Genomic DNA, 18,773 nt, shown 5'->3' with positions numbered 1-18,773 from the left:
CGATTCCTCATCGGATGGCTGTTCACTGCTACATAAAACTGATACAACGCGACATAACATGACACATTGAGGTTTACTCCCTGCTTCAACCAGAACCCCTATAGAACCCATGAGACTTGCTAAAACCAATTGAAAATCGGTTTTAGACCTCTTTTTCTTCCCCAGAAAAACATCAAAGCACTTGCGCCCTTAACCAAGCGACAGGAAGATAAAGCATTTTCTTCGGGGTAGCCACAAAAGCCCGTTTACTAAAGACATCATAATCATTAGCTTCGATCCCATTCAGAATACCCTGATAAAGCATCAAAGCGGTCCAAACCGGCCAACGACAATCTCGACTGAGGACACGAATTCCCCGTTCTGCGTCTTTATAATATTGACGGGCCCGTTGAATTTCAAAGCGCATTAAATCTCGCCAACGATCATCAATCACGCCCTTAAATAAATCTTCTTGAGTATAATTAAACCGTTCCAAATCTTCTAAGGGTAAGTAGATTCGTCCCCGTTGGGCATCTTCTCCTACGTCCCGCAGAATATTAGTCAATTGATTAGCAATTCCTAGGGCGATCGCTTCTTCTTGGGGAATGTATTTCGGTTGATTTTGTTCCCAAGGTGGGATCACCTGATCTTTTTCGATACCTATGACCGCATTGGACATTAACCCCACCGTCCCCGCAACGCGGTAACAGTATAGTTTCAGTTCCTCAAAGGTTTCATAGCGACTGCGATACAAATCCATCTGCTGTCCTGCGATCATATCCCGAAAGGGGCTAATTTCCACAGGGAAACGTTCTAGAGTATCCACCAAAGCCACATCTTCATCATCCAGGGGATGACCGGAAAATAGGGCGTTTAAGTGGTCTTCCCACTGTTTGAGAGTTTCTGGGGTTGTATATTGGGCCTGGGGGCCATCAACTAATTCATCAGTGCGCCGACACCAAACATAGATGGCCCAGATGGCCCGACGTTTTTCGGGGGGCATCAATAAGGTTCCCAGGTAAAACGTTTTAGAATACTTCTGGGTAATTTGGCGACAGAGTTCGTAGGCCTCTTCGAGAGAGACGAGGACTTTTTGGGGTTGGGGGGGTTTAGGCAGTTGCAGCATTCAGCACAAGCAGAATGATTTTTTATAGTAGGGGGACGGAACCGAATCCTTGAGCGTTAGCCATTTAGCATTGTCGCATTCAATGGCCGTTTCGTCATTAGGGATAGGTTAATCGGTCATTTTTAACCTTCTAAAAGGTTAGTCTTTAGCTTACACTAAGGAGGGTTGTTTCGTCGGTTCTGACTGAGATATGGGAAGCTGAGCCGGATAGTCTTGGGCGATGGTTTGCGCCGCTAATTTTCCCGAAAGTACCGCCCCTTCCATGCTCCCTAGATATTTCTGCATGGTGTAGTCTCCAGCTAAATAAAAGTTAGCAATTGATGTTTTTTGGGACGGGCGGCATTGTTGCCGTCCTGGGGTCGCTTTATAGACAGAACGAGGGGTTTTTACCACATGGGATTTAAGCAATTTTGCCTGATTTTCCCCATTAAAATGTTGAGGAAAGAGTTTTTCTAATTCTGCCATAGTCGCAGCGATGATCGCTTCATCCGATTGACTAATCCAATCTTGGGCCGGAGCTAGGACTAACTCTAACATGGAGCGATCAGGGTTGGCGTATTCTTTACAGGTGTTACTCATGTCCGCATAGACACTAAGTAGATCGGAACGGGAGAATAATAGATGATCAATATCGGTCAGTTTGCGATCAAACCAAAGATGGAGGTTAATGACGGGAACCCCTTCTAACCCTTCTAATTGCTTGAATTCTGGCAGTTGTCGCCAGGGTTGAGGTAACATGACCTTGAAAGGATCAACGGGCATAGCTGACAAGTATAAATCCGCCTCAAAGACCTCATCAGGTGCGCCATTAAGCCCTCTTAAAAGAAAACTTTTAACGGTATTGTCTTCATTGAGTAGAATTTCTTTTAAGGGCGCATTTAATCTGACTTCTCCTCCCCGTTCTGTAATGTAATCTACAATGGGTTCACAGAGTCTTTCTGTGGGAGAACCATCGAGAAAGGCCATTTTTGAGCCGTTCTTCTCTTGTAAGAAACGGTTTAGGGCCGTTAATAAAATGGTGGCGGAAATTTCATCGGGGTTAATGAAGTTTAGGGCCTTAGACATGGCGATAAAGACTTCTTTTTCCACCCTAGAGGGAATATTCTGTTTTTTCAGCCATTCTGACCAAGAATAACGATCCATTTCTTCGACGTAACTTTGTCCCCGCACGATCGCCGGAAGTAACCCTAGGCCGAATTTAATTTTTTCTTCCCAGGTAAGCATATCGTTATTGCCTAAAATAGCCACCATTCCGTTGACTGGGGCAGGAATATCAGGAAAATCAAAACGGGAATAGGTTCCAGGGGTTTCGGGTTGGTTGAAGATCATGGAATGTTCTTTCCACTGTAGGCGATCTTCAATGCCTAATTCTTGGAATAATTGCAGCATATTAGGATATGCCCCAAAAAAGATGTGTAGGCCGGTTTCGTACCAGTCTCCATCTTCATCTTTCCAGGCGGCTATTTTACCCCCTAATACATCTCGACGTTCTAGTACAATGGGGGTGTGGCCCGCATCAACGAGATATTTGGCACAAGAAAGGCCCGCTAAACCTGCTCCGGCGATCGCAACTCGCATTTATACTAATCTCTGTAAGGGTTTGTGTGTGTTACTCATTATACTTTGCATTTCGTTACATTTTGTTGAGATTGGCAAAATTTCTCTGCTCCCAGGGGTCAAGTCCCTCCACTCCAATTCAAAATTATTAATAAAGATCATAAATTATGACACAAGAATTAACAGAACTCAGGAATTATATTAATGAAGGTCGTTATCAAGAAGCATTAGAAATTATCGATGATTTGGAACAAATGAGTAAAAAAGCAATTCTAGCAAAAATTCAAAGTTTTTTGTTAAGATTGCTCATACATTTAATTAAAAATCAAGTTGAACAACGATTAACCAATTCTTGGGCAGTCTCTATTCGAGATTCTATTTTAAAAATTCAATCCCTTAATCTCAAAGAAAATAACAAATCTTATTATCTCAAAGAGCAGGAATGGGGAGACTATTTAGATGAAACTTTTGAAGATGCTATTTTTGCTGCTAGTTTAGAAGTTTTTGAGGGTAAATATAATCCTTTTCAACTCAGAGAAAACGTTAATGAAGAATATATTAAAAAGATAGCCTGTCACTTTTTAAAGATGACTTATACTTATTCTAGAAAAGCTATTAGAGCAGAAATTAATCATGAATTATCCAAATTACCAGGGGGAGAAAATTGGCAGTAAACTCAACACTGGTATAACTAAGAAAGGTTAAAAATGAATGACTAATTTGGCAAATAATCTGAATTGATAACATCTACTTTTATGAAGGGACAATTATGAGGAAATATCTTGATATCTAACCCCGTTTCATCTGCGGCTAATTCTCTAGCATCTTGGTAAGATTCAGCAAATATATCATTAAAATAAGGCTTAAGACTCGGACTTTTTTTGAAAGCTTTTTGAATTCTTTTACGATGTTCTCTAATAGTATAAAGCCAACTGTTAGAACGCTTAGACTGTTGATATTGCCATTTTAGTAAGTGCATTAATAAGATTCTTAAATTACTTTCTAAGGCATCTTTTTCACTGCGACTCATTCCTTCTATTTCTTCAATTAAATTATCAATATCTAACTGGTCTAATTGTCCATTTTTCAGGAGATTAGCTATGGTTTCAAGCCATAAGTTAAAATCTGTTTCATATAAAACTTTTAGGCTTGTATTAGGGTTAATAAGTGTCATTTTTTTCAACGGGGAACAGGAAACTTTAAATTCCCTCAGTATCAAGCCTGGGGTTATGATAGGAAGCCCGCCTTCGCGGGCTTTGAGCTTATAGCTGAACCCTTTAGGGTATCAGCGTCAGGGAGAATGAAACAACCCTGGTTTGCTATTTACTTACCCATGCCTAACTGTTGAGCTTTTTGATAGACTTTGCCTTCCGTCAATAACGAAGGGGCAATAACCACCTCAACCTGCTGCATTTCCTTCATATCCTTCGCCCCCAAAGTTCCCATACTTGCTTTCAGGGCCCCTAAGAGGTTATGAGTACCATCGTCTAATTTTGCCGGCCCTGTGAGAATTTCCTTGATAGTTCCCGTAGTTCCCACATTAATACGGGTTCCCCTTGGCAGCACAGGGGAAGGAGTAGCCATACCCCAATGATAACCCCGTCCAGGGGCTTCAGCAGCGCGAGCAATGGGAGAACCAATCATCACCGCATCAGCACCACAGGCGATACACTTACAAATATCACCCCCAGTCACGATACCTCCATCAGCAACGACGGGAACATAACGGCCCGTTTCTTGTTGATAATCATCCCGTGCGGCCGCACAGTCAGCGACGGCAGTTGGTTGAGGCACTCCAACTCCCAAAACGCCGCGAGAGGTACAAGCAGCACCCGGCCCAATACCGACCAAAACAGCAGCGGCTCCGGCCTTCATCAAATTTAAGGCCACTTCATAGGTGACACAATTGCCCAAAACCACTGGCATAGGCATTTCTTGGCAAAATTGTCGTAAATCAAGGGGAAGAATGGATTCAGGGGACAAATGGGCCGTTGATACCACTGTCGCTTGTACAAACAATAAATCAGCCCCTGCTTCAGCCACAATTTTTCCGTATTGGGAAGCTCCTACTGGGGTTAAACTGACTGCGGCAATGCCCCCTTGGGATTTAATTTCGATGATACGTTGTTTAATTAATTCTGGTTTAATGGGTTCAGCGTAGAGTTGCTGCATTAAACCGACAAATTCCGATTTTCCCACAGAAGCAATGCGATCCAAAATCGGATTAGGATCTTCATAGCGAGTCTGAATGCCTTCTAGGTTAAGAACGCCGATCGCCCCTAATTCTGACAATAATACCGCCATTTTGACATCAACCACCCCATCCATAGCACTCGCTAGAATAGGTATCTGGCGTTCAATGCCGCCTATTGTCCAACTTGTATCTGCTAAACTCGGATCTAAGGTACACAGGCCGGGGGCCAGGGCAATTTCATCGATTCCGTAAGCTCGCCGGGCGGTTTTACCACGACCAATAACTATATCCACGCTTCTATATCCCATTCCCTTAAGTATTAGAATAGGCTACCAAATTTTGAGAGCTTTAGGGAATAGGTGTTTGTCAGAATCATGGAAAATTGGTTCTATCGAACTTGTTATGCTAAATCAACACCTACATACAGACTGAAGCCTGATAATATAGAAACCCTCTTTTGTAACGTTGGGGCAAAGTGATATCTATAATCCTTATTCCATAAGTATTTTACTATTTTCATAGTATTGGCGATCTTTTATTGGGAAATAAAATAGTGATTGTTCTTCAGACAAAAGTTTCAGATTTTTTAATTTATAAGTATCTTCCGTAAGTGATAAAAGAGGGTTTTGAGTCATAATAGACCCATTTAGCCAATCTGAATCAATCCATTTTGGTGGAGATAAAAACACAAGTATTTTCTCCAGACCTTCAAACATTGGTTGATAATGAAATAGAGTTTTTGAATTGCTTCCAAGATCTATAAGTTCTTTCTTTCTAATAGATCCAATATATTTTCTAAAGCCATCGAACTTTTGACTATATAAGTTTAAATGATCACTTGCCGGAAGATAAATTATTAGATCATTAAAACTTGGTTTACTTTGATAATAGCATTTAATATTACGATAAGATACACATAAATCTTTATCTAATTTTTCAGTGAGATAGTTTTTCAGAACCAGCTTTTGTCCATTTGAATAAAGCTGTGTATCAGTTATGTCACTGAAATTACTACCCTGATTTATTTTATAATTCATGAAAGCCGTGAATTGCATTACATCATAATTATTATTATGAGGAAAGAATAGACCTAAGTCATTACCATTAGGGTGATTATAAATATATTCTTGAATAAATTGAACAAATTTGACCCGTGAATCTATATGTTTTTTTCTGGATATAATTGCGTAAGAAGACAAATGAATATTTTCTAAACACAATAAAAATGTCAATGCTATAATCGTTGATTTTTTTAAATGAGACTTATTATTACTAAAATCAATTCGATCTATTAAAATAGCAAGGTACAAAATTGCAATAAAATCTGTCAAACTTGTATAATAGGTACTATACATACCAAGTTTGATATAACTAATAAAATACAAAATAGAGCTAAATGCTAAAAAATCCCATAACATATCTGGATTTTTTTTGATTTTACCTAGATAAATAATTCTCACAAAAAATACAATAAAAAATACATTTAAAATAATATCTGTTGTAAGATAAGAAACAATAATAGAAAAAGTGTTGACTTGATTGTTACTCATATAAGCGTCTTCAATATTTGGAAAAATACATAAAAAATAATAAGATAGAAAAATAATTGATAATATAATTAATGAAACATCTATCCATCTATATTTAATGACCTTAGATAGATTCCCCCAGTTGCTCCATATTTTAATAATAACTAAACTATTTACTAATCGCATAGTAGCAAATCCACCTATTAACAAAAAGATTGGTTCTTTATAGTAAAGTAAAAATTGAGCGGCAATAATAGCTCCAATAAAGTAAATAATAGAATTACTTTTCTCAAATTTCTGAATAGATAGGATTAATATACTTATCCAAAAAATTAGATTCCTTTCAGGGAAAATAAGCCCTTGAAAAGAAATCACAAAACTATGAGTGATCATAATAAAAAAAATCACAAAAAGTTTATAACTAATGCTTTTATTTTCTAAAATAAGCCAAATGACACAAAGACAAACAACTAATTGAAAAACCGGAAAAAGATGGTAAGCAAGGGGAGTTTTACTGAAAAGACTGATCAAGTTAAACTCTTGATGTCCAAGAGGCCAAAATCTTCCCCCACTTGGATGTATAGGCATACCCAAAAAATTTCCTGATAATGAAAACAAAGTGTATTGCTCATTGTCGTGATAAGCAAAATCCTCCCCATAAAGCATCAGGTATATATAAGTAATACAAAAAAGTAAAAAAAAACCAATCTGAATATAAGTATTTATTTTATAACTTTGCTTGATTTTCATTCTCTTGTCAGTTAAATTCAATATAGATATTGATAACTCGTATTGATAAAACCTAAAATAAAAAGTATATAAACTAATTAAAAATATAGGGGGAATTGTAAGTAAAGCAAATATTTTCCAGTAAGAGTTAAAATACGCTATGATTTGCGGATAACTTTGTTGAAGAAAAAGAGTTAACATATAAAGTATCTCAGTATATAGAGGGCAAAAAAGAGAGAAGTGGAAAACAAACTACGACGGGAAAGGCTTTTAATGCGAGATTAGTTTAACAGCCATCTCAAAACTTGGCAATACAACCTAAAATTAGACTAATCCAGACATTAATCTAAAAATCCTATTTATTCTTGTTCATTCTTATTCAAGGTATGATAAATTTTGTCTAATAATGTCAATAATTAGGATAAAGATTTACATTTCTTATGCTAAATATTGAGTATAAGGTGTTGTGTATTTAAAAAACTTATAGGGGAAACTCTTATTAATTCTGTGCCATCATGCCGAAGGAACTTCTGACTTGCTAAAACGCATTTTAAATGCGTTTTAGCTTAATCTCAACCCTAATTAACCCTTGAATATTCTGCTGATTCTTGTTCAGAAGCAACGTTGACACGACGGAGGTTTGCACCTAATTTTCTGAGCTTGCCTTCTAAATTGTCATAACCCCGATCTAAGTGTTGCAAACCTTGCACCACAGTAGTTCCTTTGGCGGCTAACCCTGCTAAAACTAAAGCAGCAGAAGCCCGTAAATCTGTAGCCATCACAGGCGCACCTGAGAGGAAGGGAACCCCCCGTACTAGGGCAACATTACCTTTAACCCGTATATCTGCTCCCATGCGCTGTAATTCAGCCACATGACGCAAACGGTTCTCAAACACTGTTTCTGTGACGATACTACTGCCTTCACTCAAGGTTAACAGTGCCATAAATTGAGCTTGCATATCCGTGGGAAACCCAGGAAAAGGTAAGGTTTCGATGTCTGTAGCTTTTAAGGGGGCAGGAACTAAGCGGATACGATCTGGCCCGTCTATAACCACTTGGGGGCCCATAGCGCGTAATTTGGCGATGACAGAGGCTAAATGTTCAGGAAAGACAGGGGCGAGGCTAATTTCTGATTGAGTGATCGCCCCGGCAATTAAGAGAGTTCCTGCTTCAATGCGATCGGGAATGACAGAATAATCGGTACTATGGAGCTTTTCTACCCCAGAAACGATGATCGTCTTGCTGCCGTCTCCTTTAATTTTCGCGCCCATGGAACGGCAAAAGTTGGCTAAGTCAGTAATTTCGGGTTCTTGAGCCGCATTTTCAATGATGGTTTCCCCTTCTGCTAAGGTGGCCGCCATCATGATCGTTTCGGTTGCGCCCACACTAGGATAATCTAAGTAAATTTTAGCCCCTTGTAACCGTTGACGACTGCCTTTAACACAAGCATGAACCACACCATGCTCAATGCGGACATCGGCCCCCATAGCTTGCAACCCTCGGACATGGAGATCAACGGGTCTGGCCCCAATGGCACAACCACCAGGTAAAGGAACGCGAGTCATGCCTAAACGGGCTAATAAGGGCCCAATGACGAAGAAACTGGCCCGGAGTTGAGAAACTAACTCATAAGGGGCTTGATCTTGTCCAATGTGTTGAGCGTTAATATCTAGAATATCCCCATTTCTTTGGAGCTTAACTCCTAAAGCAGCTAAAATTTGGGTCATGCGGTGGATATCAGCCAGGGAAGGCAGATTCCGTAGGCGACAGTCCTCAGAGCAAAGAATGGCTCCGGCCATCAAAACGAGGGCTGAATTTTTGGCACCGCTAATAGTGACTTCGCCTTTTAAGGTGGCTTGTCCTTGGATTTTTAAAACGGGTTGCTGTTCTTCTAGATGGGTTGTCATAGGATTCGATATATAAGAGCGTTCTATGGTTATATTCTCCAAAAACTATAAACAATTATAGTATTCGGTTCAAATTTGCTTTCAATGTAACTTGAATGATTAAAAAAGTCTAGCTAAAGTTCCAGGGTTACTATTCTTAAGGGTCAAGTTCTGACAAAAATCCCTAATCTGTCTGGGTTGAGATTAGGGAACGTCACTTTGAAATAGAAATTAGCCTAATCCTTCGACGACAGGATGGAAATAAAAGGCAATACCAATCACGGCATAAGTGGCGAGTAATAAAGTTCCTTCTAACCAATTAGAACGACCATCAGAACTAATCGAATTAGTCAGTAAAACAGCCACAGATACTGCCACTAATTCAAAGGGATTAAAATCTAAATCCATGGGTTGGCCTAAAAACCATCCTGAAATTACTAAGACAGGGGCAACAAATAGGGCTATTTGTAAACTGGAACCCACAGCAACCGACATAGATAAATCCATCTTATTTTTCATGGCTACTGTGACGGCTGTAGCGTGTTCTGCTGCATTACCAATAATCGGTAATACAATCACCCCTGTAAATAATGCGGTTAAACCCAAAGACTCTGTGGCCTCTTCTAGAGAATTGACTAATAATTCGGATTCAAAAGCAACTCCTAGGGTAATTAGCAACAGGATAAAAACCCATTTACTCACATTTACGTCTTCTTTTTTTTCCTCGCTCTCCTCTTCAATTGCCACTCCTACATCATAAAGATAAGCATGGGTTTTCATCGAAAAAAGCAAGGTCAAAGCATAGACTAAAATCAGAACAATAGCAACAGCAACGGATAAATGTTGTAGGGTTACTTCCTCAATGCCAGTCGAAGTGTATTGTACTGCTGTGGGTAATAAAATTGCTGCCACAGCTAAATTCATAGAAGATGAATTTAAACGGGCAGCTACTGATTGAAAGCTTTGTTCTTTATAGCGTAATCCTCCTAACAACATAGAAAAGCCAACTACTAACAATAAATTGCCAATAATTGACCCAGTAATCGTTGCTTTAACGACTCCAATTAACCCTTCTTTCAGGGCAACTAAGGCTAAAATAAGTTCTGTGGCATTGCCAAAGGTAGCATTTAATAACCCCCCTAAATTGGGGCCAACCACAACCGCGATCTCTTCAGTTGCCTTGCCCATTAAGGCGGCTAATGGCACAATAGCTAAACCGGCCGTAATAAAAACGACGGTTGCCCCCCATTCTAAATATTCAGCCGCCAAAGAAATGGGAATAAACACCAATAAGACTGACAAAATTGTATTTTTATTCAACATAGTAAGGGTCAACATTCAAGAAGTCAGAAGTTCTGGGAGCGTGAATATACGGAAGTCAGAAGTGATAATCTTCTGATTCTCAGTTTATGATATTAAAGGCGTAAACTGTCACCAAAGTAAGAATCCTTACATCTTCTCTGCTCAAGGGGTTAGGCTTGGTGGAGAAATATAAATTTTGAGAAAATGTGAATTTATATGATAAAACCATTAAGAAGTCCCTATACTACTGACACCTTAACATGAGTCACGGCACCTCCCATCCTTCTCCAGACCAAGACAAAAAACCCATCCCAGTTGTTGTCTATCAACCAGAAAGTCGTGTCAGACATCCTGTGCAATTATTGCAGGAGATGTGGCATGATTTATTGGCCTCCCGTGAGTTGGCTTGGCAGTTGATTCAACGGGATATTCAATCTCAATATCGTCAATCTGTCTTAGGTATTCTCTGGGCTTTTATTCCACCACTTATTACTGCTATTGGTTTAACTTTTCTCAAAGAAGCTAAGATTTTGAATTTGGGACAAACAGATATTCCTTACCCAGTATTTGTTGCTTTTAGTATGACCCTCTGGCAGACTTTTACCCAGACTTTAACGAATACCATGAGTGCGGCCCGTTCTGCCAAAAGTATGTTAATGAAATTAAATGTTCCCCCTGAGGCCTTTGTTCTTTCTGCATTAGGACAAATTATCTTTAACTTTTTTATCTCATTAATCCCTATCGTTTTCTTCTTTCTTTGGTTTAAAGTACCTGTTACTTGGACAATTATTCTAGCACCCGTAGCTTTCATTCATTTACTGATGTTTGCGACAGGTATTGGCTTAATTATGGGGCCTTTTTCTTGCTTATACGGTGATGTGAGTAAATTCATGGGTTTTGTTATTCGGATCTGGTTGTTTGTTACTCCAGTCATCTATCCTGAGCCAAAAGAGGGGATTTGGGCGATTTTAGTGGGAATTAATCCGGTTACGCCTTTATTGGTAACAACAAGAGAATTGGCAACCACAGGAATCATTTCTAATCCGACAGGTTTTTGGATAGCCAGCATTATAGCCATTTTGATAGCCTTGATCGGCTGGTTTTTCTATCGGTTAGCGATGCCATTTATTGTGGAAAGAGCCTAAATCCATGAACAGCCTTACTTTTAAAATATAATAGTCCAATTGTCAGTCTTATTTAGAGGGAAATTCTGTGACAGTTAGAGTTCGTATTGCCCCCAGTCCTACGGGAAATTTACACATCGGAACCGCGAGAACGGCTGTTTTTAACTGGTTATTTGCTCGCCATTATGGGGGTACTTTTATTTTACGGGTTGAAGATACGGATCAGGAGCGATCGCGTTCAGAATACACGGAAAACATTAAATCGGGCCTCTCTTGGTTAGGATTAACTTGGGATGAAGGGCCTTTCTTTCAAACCCAACGTCTTGAACTTTATCGTCAAGCTATCCAAGCTTTATTAGATAAAGGTTGCGCCTATCGCTGTTATTGTACCTCAGAAGAATTAGAACAGATGCGAGAGGCACAAAAAGCAAAAAACCAAGCTCCTCGCTATGATAACCGTCATCGTCATTTAACAGAAGAACAACGTCAAGCTTTAGAAGCAGAAGGCCGTAAACCTGTGATTCGGTTTATTATTGATGACCATCGGGAAATTGTTTGGAATGATGTCATCCGAGGTAAAGTAGTTTGGAAAGGCAGCGATCTGGGTGGGGATATGGTGATCGCTCGTATTCCTGAAACCGACGAGCAAACTTTTGGCCAACCCCTTTATAATTTAGCGGTGGTGGTGGATGATATTGATATGAAAATCACCCATGTGATTCGTGGGGAGGATCATATTGCTAATACCGCTAAACAAATTTTACTCTATGAAGCATTAGGGGGAACGGTTCCAGAATTCGCCCACACTCCTTTGATTTTGAATCAAGAAGGGCGTAAACTCTCAAAACGGGATGGGGTGACTTCTATTGATGATTTTCGTAAAATGGGCTTTTTAGCCGATGCTTTGGTCAATTATATGACACTTTTGGGATGGACGGCCCCTGATTCTACTCAAGAAATTTTTACTCTCTCAGAAGCTGCGACACAATTTACGTTAGATCGGGTTAATAAAGCAGGTGCTAAATTTGATTGGGATAAATTAGATTGGCTCAATAGTCAATATCTTCATAAAATGCCCGCTAATGAATTAGTAGAATTAGTAATTCCCTATTGGCAAGAAGCAGGATATGAGGTTAATTTAGAAAGTGATCGCCCCTGGTTAGAACAGATGGCTGCCTTAATTGGCCCTAGTTTAACTCGTTTAAGTGATGCTCCCAAAGAAAGTCATTTATTATTTGGTGAAACGGTGACTTATAGTGAAGAAGCCATGGCCCAAATTGAACAAGAAGGGGTAAAAGATATCCTCAAAGCGGTGTTAGACAACTTAGAAGATGTGGCTGAATTAACAGAAGAAAAGGCCCAAGAAATCATCAAAACTGTGACCAAAACCTTTAAGGTCAAAAAAGGGTTAATTATGCGATCGCTGCGGGCAGGTTTAATGGGAGAATTACATGGCCCTGACTTAATTCAATCCTGGCTTTTATTAAATGATAAAGGTTGGGATAAAAGTCGTTTAAAAGAGGCGTTAAGTTAAGATTTTAAAGGGTTGAGGAGTGATTTTATTTATTTTTCAAAATGAAATTGGGTTAGAACTATGACTATCTTTAGTTTGAAATCTGGTAATAAAAGATCCTCTTAAGTTTCCCTTCAATTATTGTTAAATTACCTTCTATAATAAAAGAAGTGAGGCTATTGTGCTGAAGACACAATCTTAACCCCACTCAATTTACAATAAAGTCTTAACAGTTATCTGTGTCTTGTTAACATGGATAACTTTTATTTTTGCTTCTTACGCTTGGAAACTAAACCTAGTCCACCTAAAGCAAGAAGTCCTAAAACAGTACCAGGTTCCGGTACGTGCTTGATTGAGGTAATTTTAATGACGAAATCTGCTGCATCGTCGTCACTAGTACCTCCTCCTCCATTCCCGTCAGAAAAGCCGATGTAAACCATGTCGGTACCAGTTGTGGTCGCCCATGTTCCGTCGAGGGTTGCAAAGTAGTGCGCTCCTACAACATTACCATCACCGCCAATAGTTGGCTCATCTCCGTTAGCAACCATTGTCATAGGAGGCAGATTAGTCCTGAACTCAAAGGGAACATTGTCTAATGCTTGTACCATCGTGGATGCACAAGGAGAATCAAAACTATTGGGGTTGGGGCAATTTAGACCGGCAAAAAGTTCTTGACCATTCCAGAAGAGTTGGTTGTTCTGGCTGGAAGTCCCTTTCCCGAAGAATTCGATCTTGAACCACGATGAAACTCCGGGTAAAGGATCGTATGTTATTGTAGGATTATCGTAACCATTAACGCCATTAACGCCATGCTGAGAACCTTCACCAGCACCGGTAGGAAAACCTGGAAAGGTTGTCCAAATGAGTTCTCCTGGACTTCCTGATTCAGTATCTCGTACTCCTGGGTTAGTTGAATTATTTGGCAATTGAGGGGTCAATGAAAATACTCCAGCCTGAGCAGGAGAAATAGCCAAACCCACACCAGAGATCGCTGATATCGCACCAGCGATCGCCAATTTTTGTAATAACTTAGATGTATTCATCAGTTTTTCTCCAGAAAAAATCTTGATTATGCCGTTAACACAAAATTAAATGTGTTCTCACGGGAACTATAGCTAACCTCAAATTTAAAATCAAGGATTGCAAACATCAGGATTTAGATAGTATAAGATTGTTTTATACTTCTCCCCCTTTTCAAGTTTTACCCCTTATTTTTTATTTAATTAATGTCAACAATTAAATTCTTAAACTTAGAAATCATTCCCTAAAAATCGATCAAAACTCCCCAAGTAACTTGTCAGAAGCTTAACAATTGTATATATTTTTTTCGTATAAGATAAGAATACTAAATATTTGGACATTTGTTAAATTTGATGTCTAACAATGTTTGTCAAAATAGTAGGGGCAATTCATGAATTGCCCCTAGGGGTGAAGGTAGGTGGGCATTGCCCACCCTACGGTTTTAGACTAAACCGACTAATTGTTCACTAAGATCCCACATCCGTTCTGCTTTTTCCTCATCCCTTGCTTGGGGTGAAACCTTTTGTACAAAAGCTTCACGGCCTTTTTTCTGACGGTTTCCCCAACTCCAATATGACCCAGACTGACCATATTCCGCTTCTGTGACGACATCAGCCACCCTTTCCCCTGCTAATTCTTGAGAGACATAACCCCCGGTAATATTCTTTTGGAACCAGGGAAAAATCTTTTGAAACAAGGGATAATGATTACGGAATAAAGGAGTATCAGCCACACAACCAGGATAGAGAGAGGTGAAGATAATACCTGTGCTTTCATGATAGCGTCGGTGTAATTCTCGCATAGTCAAAACATTGCACACCTTACTATCCTTATAAGCTTTAACAGGTTCAAACTTTTTGCCATCAATCATAGTAATTGGGTCTTTAAATCCATTCACAAACCCTTCCAGTTTTCCTAAGTCGGGACGAGGGGGAATTTTACCCCCTAACTCATCAGGGTTATGGGTGACAGTTCCTAAAATTACTAACCGTTTTTCAGAGGCGGAGGAATTTTTCAGATCCTCTAACATGAGGTTACATAAGAGAAAGTGTCCCAGATGGTTTGTGGTCATGGTTAACTCGTAACCTTCGGGACTCCGTAAGGGTTCCTTTAACAAAGGCATATAAATAGCAGCATTACACACCAAAGCATCCAGCGATCGCCCACTAGACCTAAAATCCTTGACAAACTGTTGCACACTGTCTAAACTGCCTAAGTCAAGCTGCATCACAGTATAACTATCCATGGGAATTTCTAATTCCTTGGCCGCTTGGTGTGCTTTAGGTTGGTTACGACAAGCCATAACCACGTGCCAACCGCGTTTGGCCATGGCTTTAGCCCCGTATAAACCCACCCCTGATGATGCACCTGTAATGACGACGGTTGATTGACGATTTTCTGCCATTATTTTGAGACTCCCTGAAGATTCCCTCTAACATTAAAAGATAGAAAAATTATGAGTACATTTATGCCATGAATTTTAGGCTATTTTTATGTTAACTCATTAACTAGCTCGTTGAATAAAACTCTGACTGTATGTGCTGCTACTTTTATTTGACATCTAGTATTCTACTTTAAATTGATAAGTAGGTGGGCATTGCCCACCCGACAGGTTAGATTTTTGCTTCTTCTTTGACTAATTTCTCCCAACCTAATTCTTTCAGGTTATTATTGCGACGTAGGGGACGGGTTGCTAACTCTAAGATATCCCGCGCATTAGTAAACCCGTGAATTTGTGCAAAGGTAAATTCTACTGACCATTTAGTATTAATTCCTCTTGCTTCTAGGGGGTTTGCATGGGCCATTCCTGTAATAACGAGGTCAGGTTTCAACTCATAAATGCGTTGAATTTGATTATAATTGTCTGGTTTTTCGACAATTTTAGGAACGGGAACTCCCATTTCTTGGCAGGTTTTTTCTAGAAACGCTAATTCTGCTTGTTGATACCGTTTATCCATGTAAGGAATACCAATTTCCTGACAAGTCATCCCACAACGAATTAAGAAACGGGCTAAAGAAACTTCTAACAAATTATCGCCCATGAAGAAGACAGATTTACCCCGAATTAACTTAAGATAGTCTTCTAAACTCTCCCAAATTTGTGCTTCTCTTTCTTCTAAACCTTGGGGTTCAATATTAAAAACAGAGCAAATTTTTTCAATCCATGCGCGGGTTCCGTCGGGGCCAATGGGAAAGGGTGAACCGATTAATTTACACTTACGACGACGCATTAAAGTTGTAGCGGTTCGTGATAGGAATGGGTTAACTCCACTGACATAATAACCCTCATCAATTACAGGTAATTCTGTATACCGTTTTGAGGGCAACCAACCTGCTATTTTTATGCCTTGTTTCTTCAATTCTAGGGTTAAATTGGTAACAACTGGATCTGGTAAAGATCCAAACATAACTAAGGGAGGATGATCCTTATATTCGGACTCCTCTTGTTTAATATCTTCTTTCTTCCTTCCAAAGTTTAATAGTTTATGGATGGCATTTCTTTCTTCTTTTTCTCCTTCTTCTTTGACTGCTGTGGGACATTTATGGGCCATTGCTGCTAAGACGGTATCTTCCCCTTGAGTAAAGGCATAATCTAAACCGTTTGCTCTTGCTGTTACGATAGGAATACCGATTTCTCCCTCTAATTTGGGGGCTAAACCTTCTAAGTCCATTTTAATGATTTCGGTGGTACAAGTACCGATCCAAACGATGACGCTAGGATTGCGATCGCGTTTAATTTGTAGACACAATCTTTTGAGTTCTTCGTAATCATTTAATTGAGCAGAAATATCCCCTTCTTCTAATTCTGCCATTGCGTAACGAGGTTCGGCAAAAATCATCACTCCCATGGCATTTTGAAGGAAGTAACCACAGGTTTTTGTGCCAATAACTAAGAAGAAACTATCTTCAATTTTTTGGTATAACCAGGCAACGCAACTAATGGGACAAAAGGTATGATAATTACCCGTTTCGCATTCAAATTGTAAAGCAGTGGGTTCTTGTACAGCAGTCATAATTTAGATTTCTCCTTTGCTTAATTGTTGTCTAATTCGTTCGATTTCATCGATTTCTGATGGTACTACTGGAGGTAATTTTGCCCTTTCTTCTGCTCTTTTTTTTAGTTCCTTCTCAGGATCAAAATGTAATCCCAGAACTTCTATAAGCTTATTCCCATCTGAATTAAGTTGACAAAAAGGTAACATCCAGACAGATAATTTTGGTTCTAGGGCAGTAATTACTCCTAAAATTATGTCAGCACAAGGACGTTTACCATCATTGGGCGTTTTATGCCACCAATTTCTAGAGTCCATTAAAGTAATCATTATTAAGTCTCCTTATTAGCAAAAGTAACTATATCTAGTATTCCCTCACTAACTAGAATTTGTATCACCTCAGAGAAAACATCAAGCTAAACTTCTCTAAAACCCATAGCATAACATTCTTATTTGAAATATAAACAATTGTGGTACAGGCTTCCAGCCTGTGACGGGCAAGATGCCCGTTCCACATTTATATCTCATTTAAAAATGTTATACAAACCTAAACCATCATTAGATCTAATGCTTCTTCTTCTGTTTTAACAGGAGCTTGAGGATTAAGATAGAAATCAGATAATAAGGTGAATAATTCCCTGTCTTGAGCATCCTTAGGAATTACCCCTTCAGGCATTGCTAATAATTGGTCTGCAATGTTTAAATAGTAATTACAAACATACTCAAGAGAAGGGTCAGTTTCTGTCATTTCAAACAAGGTTTTACCCTTAACACGAGATACCCGGATATCTTCAATTAATGGCAGAATTTCTAACACAGGCATGGGAACCGCTTCTATGTATTTATCAATTAAATCACGCTTAGAAGTACGATTACCAATTAACCCCGCTAAACGTAAAGTATGGGTTCTTGCTTTTTCTCTTACGGAAGCAGCAATACGGTTAGCAGCAAACAAAGCATCAAAACCATTATCTGTCACAATTAAACAATAATCTGCATAGTTTAAAGGTGCAGCAAAACCACCACAAACAACGTCACCTAAGACATCAAAAAGAATAACATCATACTCATCAAAAGCATTCAATTCTTTGAGTAATTTAACCGTTTCTCCTACTACATAACCACCGCAACCTGCACCTGCGGGGGGGCCACCTGCTTCTACACAGTCTACCCCTGCATAACCTTTATAGATAACATCTTCAGGCCAAATATCTTCGTAGTGAAAGTCTCTTTCTTGTAGGGTGTCAATGATGGTAGGAATAAGGAACCCAGTCAGGGTAAATGTGCTGTCATGTTTGGGATCACAGCCAATTTGTAGCACTTTTTTACCCCGTTTGGCTAATGCTGTGGAAATATTACAGCTGGTGGTAGATTTGCCGATACCGCCTTTTCCGTAAACTGCGAGTGTTAAAGTCAAGGTTCGAGTCTCCTGTGTGATCAAATAAATCTGGTTTTCCTTATCACTGCTTTTTTAGGACAGTGGGTTTGTCAATCTCATTACTCGCATTATGGGGCAAATGGATAAGAATTGAAAGGGCCTTCTTTAGAGATTTTAGGTTTAATCCTAAGTTTTATAGAGTATTAATCAGTAAAAATATTTTTTTTAAATTATAATCTGTTTTATTATCAAAAATAATCTTAAAATAAATTTTGTGTATTGTATTACTATAATCAGGAACAAAAGCAAAACAATCGGTTACTCACCATGTCTTAAACAAGCTTTACAATAGTTGCAAAGCTTGTTCAGCAAGGATTACAACGAATTTGACAGGGGATCACAACTAGCCTAAACTCGTTAAATTATTAAGGAATGTAACAAAA

15 protein-coding genes are annotated in these 18,773 nt (G+C 39.1%); 3 read left to right on the top strand and 12 right to left on the bottom strand.

Going from position 1 to position 18,773, the window contains the following annotated elements:
• Positions 1 to 172: 172 nt before the first annotated feature.
• On the bottom strand, positions 173 to 1,105 hold the full coding sequence (gene crtB / locus VB715_RS03915) for a 15-cis-phytoene synthase CrtB (protein ID WP_323299889.1): 933 nt from the start codon (positions 1,103 to 1,105) through the stop codon (positions 173 to 175).
• A gap of 150 nt (positions 1,106 to 1,255) precedes the next feature.
• Positions 1,256 to 2,683 carry a 15-cis-phytoene desaturase gene (gene pds, locus VB715_RS03910; RefSeq protein WP_323299888.1) on the bottom strand — a complete coding sequence of 476 codons (1,428 nt, stop codon included), beginning with the start codon at positions 2,681 to 2,683 and terminating at the stop codon, positions 1,256 to 1,258.
• 146 nt (positions 2,684 to 2,829) lie between these two features.
• On the opposite strand from pds, the gene VB715_RS03905 reads away from it, so the two are divergent.
• Positions 2,830 to 3,336 (top strand): DUF29 family protein, encoded by a 507-nt coding sequence (locus VB715_RS03905; RefSeq protein ID WP_323299887.1) that lies wholly within the window; start codon positions 2,830 to 2,832, stop codon positions 3,334 to 3,336.
• Between the two features lie 41 nt (positions 3,337 to 3,377).
• Here the strand turns inward: VB715_RS03905 and VB715_RS03900 are convergent, their stop codons facing one another.
• The 5 genes from VB715_RS03900 to cax form a co-directional block, all read right to left on the bottom strand.
• On the bottom strand, positions 3,378 to 3,836 hold the full coding sequence (locus tag VB715_RS03900; RefSeq protein ID WP_323299886.1) for a DUF29 domain-containing protein: 459 nt from the start codon (positions 3,834 to 3,836) through the stop codon (positions 3,378 to 3,380).
• A gap of 149 nt (positions 3,837 to 3,985) precedes the next feature.
• Entirely contained in the window at positions 3,986 to 5,149 is a 1,164-nt protein-coding gene (locus VB715_RS03895) for a GuaB3 family IMP dehydrogenase-related protein (RefSeq protein ID WP_323299885.1), read from the bottom strand.
• Between the two features lie 198 nt (positions 5,150 to 5,347).
• Positions 5,348 to 7,135, bottom strand: coding sequence for a hypothetical protein (locus tag VB715_RS03890; RefSeq protein ID WP_323299884.1), 1,788 nt, complete (start codon positions 7,133 to 7,135; stop codon positions 5,348 to 5,350).
• A gap of 557 nt (positions 7,136 to 7,692) precedes the next feature.
• Positions 7,693 to 9,021 carry a UDP-N-acetylglucosamine 1-carboxyvinyltransferase gene (gene murA, locus VB715_RS03885; protein ID WP_323299883.1) on the bottom strand — a complete coding sequence of 443 codons (1,329 nt, stop codon included), beginning with the start codon at positions 9,019 to 9,021 and terminating at the stop codon, positions 7,693 to 7,695.
• 210 nt (positions 9,022 to 9,231) lie between these two features.
• A complete protein-coding gene (cax, locus tag VB715_RS03880) occupies positions 9,232 to 10,323 on the bottom strand; it encodes a calcium/proton exchanger (protein ID WP_323300183.1) in 1,092 nt (363 codons plus the stop codon).
• A gap of 239 nt (positions 10,324 to 10,562) precedes the next feature.
• Between cax and VB715_RS03875 the strand changes: the two genes are divergently transcribed.
• Together VB715_RS03875 and gltX are read left to right on the top strand one after the other, a co-directional pair.
• Entirely contained in the window at positions 10,563 to 11,447 is an 885-nt protein-coding gene (locus tag VB715_RS03875; RefSeq protein WP_323299882.1) for an ABC transporter permease, read from the top strand.
• 67 nt (positions 11,448 to 11,514) lie between these two features.
• Positions 11,515 to 12,960 (top strand): glutamate--tRNA ligase, encoded by a 1,446-nt coding sequence (gltX, locus tag VB715_RS03870; protein WP_323299881.1) that lies wholly within the window; start codon positions 11,515 to 11,517, stop codon positions 12,958 to 12,960.
• A 242-nt stretch (positions 12,961 to 13,202) separates the two neighbouring features.
• On the opposite strand, the gene VB715_RS03865 is transcribed toward gltX, so the two are convergent.
• From VB715_RS03865 to bchL, 5 genes are all read right to left on the bottom strand, one after another.
• A complete protein-coding gene (locus tag VB715_RS03865; RefSeq protein ID WP_416336905.1) occupies positions 13,203 to 13,982 on the bottom strand; it encodes a PEP-CTERM sorting domain-containing protein in 780 nt (259 codons plus the stop codon).
• A 419-nt stretch (positions 13,983 to 14,401) separates the two neighbouring features.
• Positions 14,402 to 15,364, bottom strand: coding sequence for a protochlorophyllide reductase (locus tag VB715_RS03860; protein ID WP_323299880.1), 963 nt, complete (start codon positions 15,362 to 15,364; stop codon positions 14,402 to 14,404).
• A 208-nt stretch (positions 15,365 to 15,572) separates the two neighbouring features.
• Complete coding sequence (locus VB715_RS03855) at positions 15,573 to 16,973, bottom strand: ferredoxin:protochlorophyllide reductase (ATP-dependent) subunit N (RefSeq protein ID WP_323299879.1); 1,401 nt, start codon at positions 16,971 to 16,973, stop codon at positions 15,573 to 15,575.
• 3 nt (positions 16,974 to 16,976) lie between these two features.
• Positions 16,977 to 17,282, bottom strand: a complete 306-nt coding sequence (locus tag VB715_RS03850) for a DUF5331 domain-containing protein (protein WP_323299878.1) — start codon at positions 17,280 to 17,282, stop codon at positions 16,977 to 16,979.
• Between the two features lie 217 nt (positions 17,283 to 17,499).
• Positions 17,500 to 18,369, bottom strand: a complete 870-nt coding sequence (gene bchL / locus VB715_RS03845) for a ferredoxin:protochlorophyllide reductase (ATP-dependent) iron-sulfur ATP-binding protein (protein WP_323299877.1) — start codon at positions 18,367 to 18,369, stop codon at positions 17,500 to 17,502.
• Between the last annotated feature and the right edge of the window lie 404 nt (positions 18,370 to 18,773).

The sequence above is a fragment of the Crocosphaera sp. UHCC 0190 genome (genome assembly GCF_034932065.1).
Taxonomy (GTDB): domain Bacteria; phylum Cyanobacteriota; class Cyanobacteriia; order Cyanobacteriales; family Microcystaceae; genus UHCC-0190.
This window is presented reverse-complemented; position numbering and strand designations above follow the sequence as displayed.

What these genes read in the sequence shown, in the direction of transcription:
- crtB (WP_323299889.1), bottom strand. Translation starts at nt 1,105, where the DNA reads ATGCTGCAACTGCCTAAACCCCCCCAACCCCAAAAAGTCCTCGTCTCT.
- pds (WP_323299888.1), bottom strand. Translation starts at nt 2,683, where the DNA reads ATGCGAGTTGCGATCGCCGGAGCAGGTTTAGCGGGCCTTTCTTGTGCC.
- VB715_RS03905 (WP_323299887.1), top strand. Translation starts at nt 2,830, where the DNA reads ATGACACAAGAATTAACAGAACTCAGGAATTATATTAATGAAGGTCGT.
- VB715_RS03900 (WP_323299886.1), bottom strand. Translation starts at nt 3,836, where the DNA reads ATGACACTTATTAACCCTAATACAAGCCTAAAAGTTTTATATGAAACA.
- VB715_RS03890 (WP_323299884.1), bottom strand. Translation starts at nt 7,135, where the DNA reads ATGAAAATCAAGCAAAGTTATAAAATAAATACTTATATTCAGATTGGT.
- murA (WP_323299883.1), bottom strand. Translation starts at nt 9,021, where the DNA reads ATGACAACCCATCTAGAAGAACAGCAACCCGTTTTAAAAATCCAAGGA.
- cax (WP_323300183.1), bottom strand. Translation starts at nt 10,323, where the DNA reads ATGTTGAATAAAAATACAATTTTGTCAGTCTTATTGGTGTTTATTCCC.
- VB715_RS03875 (WP_323299882.1), top strand. Translation starts at nt 10,563, where the DNA reads ATGAGTCACGGCACCTCCCATCCTTCTCCAGACCAAGACAAAAAACCC.
- VB715_RS03865 (WP_416336905.1), bottom strand. Translation starts at nt 13,982, where the DNA reads ATGAATACATCTAAGTTATTACAAAAATTGGCGATCGCTGGTGCGATA.
- VB715_RS03860 (WP_323299880.1), bottom strand. Translation starts at nt 15,364, where the DNA reads ATGGCAGAAAATCGTCAATCAACCGTCGTCATTACAGGTGCATCATCA.
- VB715_RS03855 (WP_323299879.1), bottom strand. Translation starts at nt 16,973, where the DNA reads ATGACTGCTGTACAAGAACCCACTGCTTTACAATTTGAATGCGAAACG.
- VB715_RS03850 (WP_323299878.1), bottom strand. Translation starts at nt 17,282, where the DNA reads ATGATTACTTTAATGGACTCTAGAAATTGGTGGCATAAAACGCCCAAT.